Here is a 3,273-nt window from a genome sequence, read left to right on the forward strand (position 1 = left end):
TACTTCCTCGCGTTGACGGCTCTCCCTGAGATGATGCCAGTCTGCAAGGCTGTTGTCAGCACGAATGACAAGTGGGCCGCCGATCTGACGAACAACTACGTCACCGATGGACCGTTCAAGCTCACACAGTGGTCGCACAACGACAAGATGGTCTTCGTCAAGAACCCGACATACTGGGACAAGAACACTGTCAAGCTCACCAAGATCACCTACCTCATGGTCGAGGATGAATCCACTGCTCTGTCCATGTACCAGAGCGGTCAGCTGGACGCCGCTGTCAGCGTACCCATCTCAGAGCTGCCCAAGCTGGTTGCCTCAGGCGATGCGCAAATCCTTCCGGAACTTGCGTCATACTACTATCAGTTCAATGTTACCAAGAAGCCGTTCAACGACGTCCGTGTTCGCAAAGCCTTGACGCTCGCGATCAATCGCACGGCCATCACTGCCTCCCTCACCAAGGGCGAACAGCCTCCCGCGATGGCCCTTGTTCCCTATGGCATGCCAGACGTGCTCCCTGGCAGTGATTTCCGCAAAGTGGGTGGTTCGTACTTCAAGGACAACGATATCGCGACTGCAAAGGCTCTGCTGGCTCAGGCCGGCTATCCAAATGGCAAGGGATTCCCTACCTTCACACTGGGCTTCATCACTTCCGACGCACGCAGAACCATCGCTGAGGCGATCCAGCAGATGTGGAAGAAGAACCTTGGCATCATCTGCACCCTCAAGAACGAGGAGAGGGGCGTCTATTTGAATGACTGGGCGAGCATCAACTATGACGTCATGTGGACGGGCAATAATGCCGACTACATGGATCCCAACACGTTCCTAGAGGTGTTTGTAACGGGTGGCGGACAGAACAACACTGGCTGGAGCAACAAGTCTTACGATGCTCTCATTGCAAAAGCCAAGGTGACCACCGACCCGAAGGCGCGCATGGCGACCCTGCATGCCGCAGAGAAGATCATCATGACCGATATGCCCATTCTTCCGATCTATTTCTACACAAACCCGGTGCTCCTGAGCAAGCACATCAAGAACTTCTACGAGTCGCCGCTGGGAACTATCGACTGGAAGAACGCTTACATGGGGTAGCTTTCAGAAACCTCGTGACGGCGGTACAGACGATCTAGGCAAGAAAAGAAGCAGGGGCGGCTCTCTACGGGGGGCTGCCTTGTGTGTACCAAGTTTCACCTTCAACTATGGGGTCAGCTGGTAATTGCCCGCTGGTGGTACATGCACGTCAGGTTGGCTTGGCTTGGTCATCAACGTCTCCCAGACAAGGAGCAAGGACTGGATTCCCGCCTGCGCGGCAGAGCGCCACTCCCATTGCAGCAATATGCTCGTGGGAAGCACCCCTCAGGAGCGCCCCTCGCATGGGAAGAAAGTGCTCGGGGGCCTTGAAGAACACCTCACATCTTGGACAAAAGGATGCGAGGGACAAAAGGGCTCGGGAAAAGCGCCCCTCGTATTGGAAAGAAATGCTCGGGGGGAATGACGGACAGAGTGCGTTTTGTCAGGGGACTGCTGTCAGCGCTACTTGCCTCCAGCGTGGGGTGCCAGGACGGACACAAGGAAGATGAGTTTTGCTTCGACGATGGCCGTCAACAGGACTGCAACGAGAGTCACATTGATGGAACGCCACCGATCACGTCGGTAGGCGACGAGAACGAGGATGGCGAACAGCACAGTCTGAGCGATGAGGAACATCTCCACGAGCCACAGCGGATTACGCCACGGCAGTGCGCCCGTATCGCGCACCCATACGAAGAGGGCATACAGTCCTATGCCAAGAACCCCATTCACACTCGAGACGAAGAGGGCCTTGCCAAAGGTCCGCTGTTTGCTGCGGCACCACAGTGACGCCAGCCATAGCATAGTTGCCATCAGCAGGACCTCCGCCACCCGGGCGGGCACGGACATCAACCAGGTATCGGAGAGCAGCCAGGAGAGCAACATGGGGACTGCCCGCTACTTCCTGAAGAGGCTCATCAACATTGAGAAGATAATGAAGAGGAACCAGATGATGACGCCGACCAGCGCTGCCCTGTTCTGTGCTGGGGTCCGCTTGGTACCTTGGCGCTGACCTGACCAGGATGAAGCTTGGTCAGTCTTGTTCTGACCGTCAACAGATTGCCCGGCAGTCCGCTGAGCCATCGAGGCGTTCAACGCCTGCAGGAACGTCGGGAGCGTTGTCGCTCCTTCCTGATACGTTCGGCTGGAGCCGGGGCGCATGTCGTTTGGATCGGCCTGGTTCGGCGTGATCTTGTGTGCCAGCATGAACTGGATCTCGTCACTGGTCCGCGGTGGGGCGGCATAGTCGACAACCGCACTATAGTTTTCCGGCCGGTCACGGTCATATCTTGAGTAGATCGGCCCTTTTTCCTTGTCGAGTTCCATAGCTGTCATCTCCTTTGTCACGTCGGTTCATTGGCGCCGAAACAAATCTGCTCTTTTATTCTAGCACGTTGTGGACTCCTCGTCACGTCCGTATCGACCCATCCAGAATGTACATCACATCCCCCACGAGCTTCCTGGATGGGTCGAGTGCTTCCTGTATTCTTGGGATTTGCGATATATTCTATAGTAAGTTCGCAACATGTGTCGAGGTCTGCAGCGGGGAAGTCAGAATGGCAAAAGAAAGAACTTGCTGAGAAGGTTGGATGGAGTTGCAGAACGAAGGAGCAGTGCATGTTTACGTCACGTATAGTGCCAAGAAGACTGTGTAATGCGGGGTGAAATGGGAACTACCGTACTCCTGTGTTTTCTTCCCATAGTAATAGGATATTTTCTCGGATCAGTCCTGCCGGGCTATCTCCTGCCGCTCTGGATGAAGAACGTTGACATACGAACGCTTGGAGATGGCAATCCAGGCACAATAAACGTCAAGCGATCGATCGGGCTTTCTCTTGCGCTTGTGATCGTGGCCTATGACCTTACCAAGGGGCTCTTGGCAATGTTTATCGCATACAGAGTATTCAAGGCACCTGGATACGTGGTCGATCTCTCCGGTTTTGCAGCCATCCTCGGACATAAATTCCCCTTCTATCTCAAGTTCAGGGGCGGAAGAGGGATCGCTACCACGGTAGGCATTTTCATCTTTCTTCTTGCTGAAGTGACAGCAGAATCTATTCCCACCCAGGACATTATCGCCGCTCTCTGCTACATGGGGACATATGCGATCCTGATGATGGCCGCTACTCACGATGACGACTTCCTGGCAGTCACGCTGCTGCCGATAGCCGGAGGAATTCTGGCGTTCTATGTCCGTTCGTT

At 54.8% G+C, this 3,273-nt stretch carries 4 protein-coding genes; 2 read left to right on the forward strand and 2 right to left on the reverse strand.

Annotated elements, in window-relative coordinates; all coding sequences use genetic code 11:
- Positions 1-1,092, forward strand: a 1,092-nt coding sequence (locus SMC5_RS08920) for a peptide ABC transporter substrate-binding protein (protein ID WP_133299197.1), incomplete at its 5' end; no start/stop codon positions are given.
- 441 nt (positions 1,093-1,533) lie between these two features.
- Here the strand turns inward: SMC5_RS08920 and SMC5_RS08925 are convergent.
- Positions 1,534-1,884, reverse strand: a complete 351-nt coding sequence (locus SMC5_RS08925; RefSeq protein ID WP_126854980.1) for a hypothetical protein — start codon at positions 1,882-1,884, stop codon at positions 1,534-1,536.
- Between the two features lie 84 nt (positions 1,885-1,968).
- A complete protein-coding gene (locus SMC5_RS08930) occupies positions 1,969-2,397 on the reverse strand; it encodes a hypothetical protein (RefSeq protein ID WP_119120429.1) in 429 nt (142 codons plus the stop codon).
- A gap of 328 nt (positions 2,398-2,725) precedes the next feature.
- Here SMC5_RS08930 and SMC5_RS08935 point away from each other — a divergent pair.
- Positions 2,726-3,273 (forward strand): glycerol-3-phosphate acyltransferase (locus tag SMC5_RS08935; RefSeq protein WP_133299198.1); only part of this gene is annotated, 548 nt, incomplete at its 3' end.

Origin of the sequence: Candidatus Cryosericum odellii, from assembly GCF_003570935.1 — a bacterium.
GTDB classification, from domain to species: Bacteria; Caldisericota; Caldisericia; order Cryosericales; family Cryosericaceae; genus Cryosericum; species Cryosericum odellii.